4 protein-coding genes and 1 pseudogene are annotated in these 6,087 nt (G+C 49.4%); all 5 read left to right on the forward strand.

The window, feature by feature from the left end; all coding sequences use genetic code 11:
- Window positions 1–892: pseudogene (locus AC1WIP_RS10150) on the forward strand (NAD-dependent epimerase/dehydratase family protein); the annotation flags it as partial.
- Window positions 889–1,797: a hypothetical protein gene (locus tag AC1WIP_RS10155; RefSeq protein ID WP_481141718.1), complete on the forward strand. Its 909-nt coding sequence runs from the start codon at window positions 889–891 to the stop codon at window positions 1,795–1,797. The pseudogene AC1WIP_RS10150 and the gene AC1WIP_RS10155, both read left to right, overlap by 4 nt.
- Window positions 1,798–1,812: 15 nt before the next feature.
- A complete protein-coding gene (locus AC1WIP_RS10160) occupies window positions 1,813–3,618 on the forward strand; it encodes a hypothetical protein (protein WP_481141719.1) in 1,806 nt (601 codons plus the stop codon).
- Between the two features lie 25 nt (window positions 3,619–3,643).
- The gene (gene pelF / locus AC1WIP_RS10165; RefSeq protein ID WP_481141720.1) at window positions 3,644–5,113 is read left to right on the forward strand and encodes a GT4 family glycosyltransferase PelF; all 1,470 of its coding nucleotides are present in this window, start codon (window positions 3,644–3,646) and stop codon (window positions 5,111–5,113) included.
- The coding region (gene pelG, locus AC1WIP_RS10170; RefSeq protein ID WP_481141721.1) for an exopolysaccharide Pel transporter PelG at window positions 5,089–6,087 on the forward strand (999 nt) is incomplete at its 3' end. The genes pelF and pelG, both read left to right, overlap by 25 nt.

Genomic DNA, 6,087 nt, shown 5'->3' on the forward strand with positions numbered 1-6,087 from the left:
ACTGAAGGAAGAGAGTGAGCAGGAGAAGGATTTTCTTACGCTTCAGCTTACGGATATTCAGGATATCAACAGCAGCAATGTGCGTGTGAAGGATGCTCTGGAGACGCAGATTGTAAATCAGAGCGACAGCGTGGGCAAAATTTACAGTATCACCTCCGCCCTGGAGCATTACAGTCCGGAGGAGGTACTGTTTTATGCGGCGGAGATGCTGGGCAGGCTTTTAAAAAGCCGGGACGTGGCTATCTATACGGTGTCAAACAAGGCTTATGCCCGCCTGTTTTCCGCCACATCAAAAAAAGCGCGCATGCTGGGCTATTCCATACAGTATACCCAGATGGGAGAGCTGTATGAAACCCTGGCGGCGGGAAAAGTGTTTATCAACCGTAAGATGGACGAGCGTTATCCGCTGATGGCCAGCGCCATCTGTGAAAATGATGAGATGCAGATGATTCTTATGGTGTGGGATATTCCCTGGGAACGCATGACCCTTGGACAGGCCAACCAGCTTGTGGTGATCAGCGCCCTGATACAAAATGCGGTGCTTCGGGCAGGCAGATATTTGGCGGCTTTGGAACATCAGCGGTATGTGGATGGAACGCCGCTTCTTGGAACAGATGCCTTTACGGCGCTGGTGCAGGCCTATGTGAAGGCCCAAAAGAGAGGGCTTACGGAATGTACGCTGTTAAAGATAGAATCCAGAGTGGAGGATCAAAAGGAGACGGCTTTGCTGATTGCTGGAAGCCTTCGTCAGTCGGACTATGTGGGAACCATGCCGGACGGCGGCTTATATGTGCTGCTGTCAAACACAAACAGGGTGAACGCCCAGTTTGTGATCAAAAGATTTGAGGAGCTGGGACTTAGGCTTTGTATCGCTGAGGAGGCGGAGGCATGAGCAGAGAAATGATTGCTTTGACGGCGGTGCTTGGAGTGAATCTTCTCGTTGTCGTCCTTTATCTGGTCTGGAATTACACCAGGAAAAAGGGGAGGAGAAAGGGCTGTCTGCTGCGGGCGGGAGTGATGCTTTTATGCCCGGTGGCGGGCCCCGTCTTTTTTCTGCTCTCTAATCTTTTCTTTGTGTTTTTCTTTTCCGAGCCGGTAGATTTGGAGGACGTTATTTTCAGCAAGGAGCGGGTCCGGACCTTTGTCCATGCGGAAGAGGAAAGAGAGCGCAATATGGTTCCCTTGGAAGAGGCCATAGAAATCACGGACAAGGAGGAGCTGAGAAACCTGATGTTTAATGTGGTGCGGGGAGATATCAGAAAGTCCCTTTCTTCCATTGCGCTGGCGTTAAACAGCGAGGATTCAGAGACGGCCCACTATGCGGCAAGTGTCCTGCAGGATGCGCTGAATGATTTTCGCTTTCATGTGCAGAAGCAGTACAAGGCCATTTTAGAGGGGGATGAAAATCGGCTGGTATATGCGGAAATGCTTGTAGATTACATGAACGAGGTTCTGGAGCAGAGAGTATTTACGGATATGGAGCAGAAAAGCTTTGTGGACATTCTGGATCAGGTCTGCGAGATTATTTATAAGGAAAAAAGGGAGCAGATGACAAGTGCCATGTATGAGGCGGTGAGTCTGAGGCTTTTGGAGATCGAGGACTATGACGGCTGCGCCAAGTGGTGCGAAAGGGCGGAATATCAATATCCCAATACCCTGGCAACCTACACCTGCCAGCTTAAGCTTTATTTCAGCAGCGGGCAGAAAAGAAAATTTTTTGCAGTGGTGGAGGAATTGAAAAAGTCGCCTGTGGTGATCGACAGCGAAACCCTTGAACTGATCAGGGTATTTTCCTGATGTTGGGAGCGGAAAATGATATCCTACAGAAAATTTTTCAGCATATGCCTTATGATGGCGGTGCTGTTCTTTATGTTTCAGTTTTTACAGCTTTATAAGGAAATGGGAAATGAATACGGCACCAATCAATACATGGAGCAAGAGCGCCTGTCGGGAGAGGGGCGCTGGCAGGCAAAGGAAGGGGAAGGAGAATATGTATTGTTTGTGGGAAAGGAAGGAAGCGACGCTCAGAGAGTGGCCTCCCAATGGTGTTTGTATACGAAGCGCAGGCTTACCCTGCGGCCTGATTTTGACGGATGGGCCCTGGAGGATGGGGAATTGCCCAGGCTTGTGCTGATTGAGGGGGATGGGGCGGATTTCGGGACGCAGACAGAGCAGATCGCGGAGATAGCCAAAAAAGGCGTGCCCATCGTATTCTTAAGCCTGCCGTCTTATTCGGAAATACAGGAAAATGACGGGTTAAAGGAGCTTCTTGGCGTTGAAGAGGCGAGAGAAGAGGAAGTTAGGCTTTTGGGTGTGCAGCTGTTTTCCGGTTTTTTGCTGGGAGGAGAAAGTCTTTACGCAGCCCAAAATGAAGAGGAGGAGGAAAAACAGGATCTTGCGCTTTCCGTCTCCTGGTATGTTGCAGGAAAGGGAACAAAGACCTATATGCGGGGAGTGATTGAGGAGGAGGGGGTGGACAGGGAGGAATATCCGGCCCTGATCTGGAGAAACACCTTTGAAGGAGCCTTTATCTTTGCGGTAAACGGAGACTATATGTCCGATCTTGCGGGCCTGGGTATTTTGAGCGCCATTGAATATGAGGCAAGCTCTGTTACACTGTATCCTGTGGTCAATGCCCAAAATGTGACCATAACAGGTTATCCTGGCTTTGCGGAGGAGAACGCAGAGGTGATGGAGGCGCTCTACAGCAGGAAATCCTCCTCGCTGCAACAGGATATTATATGGCCGGGGATATCAGCTTTGTTTCGCAGGAGCGGCCTGAAGGGGACCTTTTTTCTGATGCCTCAGTATGATTATGGGGACGGCCAGGAGCCGGAGACGGAAAACTATGCTTTTTATCTGCAGCAGATGAAGGAGATAGATGCGGAGGCGGGAAAGACGCTGGAGCATGGAGAGGGGATTACTCTGGAGGAAAAGCGAAAGAGGGACAGTGCATTTTGGGAGGAGGTTGAGAACGGGTATCAGTTTGGCGCCTATTATGCAGGAGAGGGTATCCCTGAGGAGCTGCAAAGGCTGGCAGAGGCCGGCGCCTTGGAGGATGCGGTAACCCTTGTATATACTCCAGGGGAGGAAGCGGATTTTCTCCTTCCTCCGGTGGCTTATTACAGTGACGATCTGACGGCTCAGAGGATAACCGTAAACGGGGTGCAGGACACCTATTCCCAGAGCCTGCGGCACAAAAGTCTGATGACGGCGCTGGGGTATTCCAATCTGTTAATTGATATGAAGTCTGTTTTGTGGCCGGACTCCGAAGAGGACCGCTGGGAGAATTTTTATGAAGAGATTTCCGGAAGCTTAAACAGATACAGCCTTCAGGGCTTTTCCGCAACCACTCTGTCGGAGAGCGATGAACGGGTGAGATGCTTTTTAAACCTTTCTTATGCCTGGGAGCGGACGGAGGATGTGATTGTGCTGGAAAACGGACAGGAGGCAGATAAGGCATGGTTTTTATTACGCACCCATGGTGAGGAAATCACAGAGATTTCGGGAGCCGATTATCAAAAGCTGGAGGAGGATGCTTTTCTGATTCAAATGCTGTCTGATAGAGCCAGGATTGAGCTGGGAAAATCAAAGGAGGAGCTTTCTTTTGGCCTATGAGAGCAGAAAGCGCAAGGAGCGGGCAATGAAAATTTGTATGATTGCAGAGGGCTGCTACCCTTATGTGGTAGGCGGCGTGTCCAGCTGGATACACAGCATGATAAAGGCATTTCCCCAGGTGGAGTTTGTGCTCCTAAGCATTGTGGGAAGCCGTTCCCAAAGAGGCAGATTTGTATATGAGCTGCCGGAAAACCTCACTGCGGTTTATGAGGCCTATCTGGAGGACTACGACTGGGGCAGGAAGGCTAAGCGGGGAAAGCGGACCAGGCTGAATGAGAAGGAATATAACGCCCTTCGGAGCATTATTTCCAATGAGGATGTTGACTGGGACACGGTATTTGAAATGTTTCAGAAGGAAAAGTTTTCCATTGACGATCTTTTGATGGGGGCGGATTTCCTGGAGATCGTAAAGGAATTTTACAGGCAGAGATATCCTTATATTGTATTTTCGGATTTCCTGTGGACCATGCGGTCTATTTATATGCCCTTATTTTTAATTCTCCAGACCAGACTTCCCAAGGCGGATATCTATCACTGCGCCTCCACAGGCTATGCAGGGGTGCTGGGAAGCATGGCCAAGCATTTTTATCGAAGCGGGCTTTTGATTTCCGAGCACGGCATATATACCAGAGAGCGGGAGGAGGAGTTGTTAAAGGCATCCTGGGTATCCGGAATTTATAAAAATATCTGGATTGATCAGTTTCGAAAAATGTCCGCCCTTGCCTACGAGCGTGCGGATACGGTGACGAGCCTTTACGAGCATGCCAGACAGCTGCAGATCGGGCTTGGCTGTCCTGAGGAGAAAACGGCGGTAACGCCCAACGGCATCGACTTAAAGCGGTTTGAGAAGCTGTCCGGCAAAAAGGCGGAGGATGAGGGCTTTGTGAACATCGGCGCTGTGCTGAGAGTGGCTCCCATAAAGGATGTGAAAACCATGATCAGGGCCTTTGCTTTTGCAAAGGAGAAGAACGAAAAGCTCAGGCTTTGGATTATGGGCCCCCTGGACGAGGACAAGGAGTACGCGGAGGAATGCTTTGCGTTGGTTGAGGCTCTGGGGGCGGCGGATATTATTTTTACGGGAAGAGTTGATGTAAGGGAATATATGGGAAGGATGGATTTTACGCTTCTTACAAGCATCAGCGAGGGACAGCCTCTGACCATTCTGGAATCCTTTGCGGCGAAAAAGCCTGTGATTGCTACAGACGTGGGGTGCTGCAGGGAATTGATTTATGGAGACGGGGATGGATACGGTACTGCGGGGATTCTCACCCATATTATGAATACGGCGGAGATAGCCGCCGCCATATGCGAGCTGGCAGAGGAAAAGGCACTCTGCGCCCATATGGGGGAGTGTGGGTATCAAAGAGTAAAGAATAGATACAGACAGGAACAGATGGAAGAGGCCTATGAAGAAATCTATGAGAGAATCGGCTGGGATTATGGAAAACTATGGCCCGAGGAGGATACGTCATGGCTGGAATCGGAATCAGACTAAATAAAATTTTCGAAAAAGGAACCATAACCACCAACCTGATAGGGTTTGGCTACAGCACCATGTTTACCATAGCCCCCATGTTTCTGGTGATCGGGGCGGTGGCGCTGATGCAGGCCCTGCTTGGATATTCTAAGGTGGGCTATGCCGAAAGGGAGCTTTATTCCTGTACGGTTCTCTATATTTTCATATTCGCCCTGCTGGCGGCGGCGCCCTTTAACTCTGTGCTTTCCAAATATTTGTCGGACGTCATATATAATGAAACCTATGAGGACATACGTCCCTGCTTTTTTCTGGGGCTTTGGATGAATATGCTTCTGGCGGCCTTGGCCGGGATACCTTTCTGTGTCAGATGGTATCTGGTGGGGGAAAGTGCCCTTTCCTATGTGTTTGCAGGATATTGCGGATATATTTCCCTGGTGCTGGTGTTTTATTCCATGCTTTATCTGTCTATCTGCAAGGATTATAAGAAGATATCTATTTTCTATCTCCTTGGAATGACACTGACAGTGCTTTTGTCCCTGTTTTTTGTTTATGTGCTGGGCATGGAGGTCGCTTTTTCCATGCTGCTGGCGCTGGATGGGGGATTTTTACTGATTGCCTCTTTGGAGCTTGCGCTGGTAAAGAGCTATTTCCGGGTAAACAGCGGCAGATACCGGGAGGTTTTGGCGTATTTTGGGAAGTATCCCCAGCTGGTGGCTGCAAACTTTTTATATACCATGGGACTTTTTGTCCATAATTTTGTATTTTGGAATACGGATCTGCGTATTGAAGTGGCGGGGAGCTTTGTGTGCATGACATCCTATGACATGGCTTCCTGCCTTGCCATGTTTACAAATATTTCTGCCAGTGTTATATTTATTTCCAGAGTGGAGATGCGTTATCATGAGCGTTATAAAGCGTATTCAGAGGCGGTGATCGGCGGCCGGGGCATTGATATCCAAAATGCCAAAAAACGAATGTTCCGTCAGCTTTCC

The organism is Acetatifactor sp., assembly GCF_982438285.1.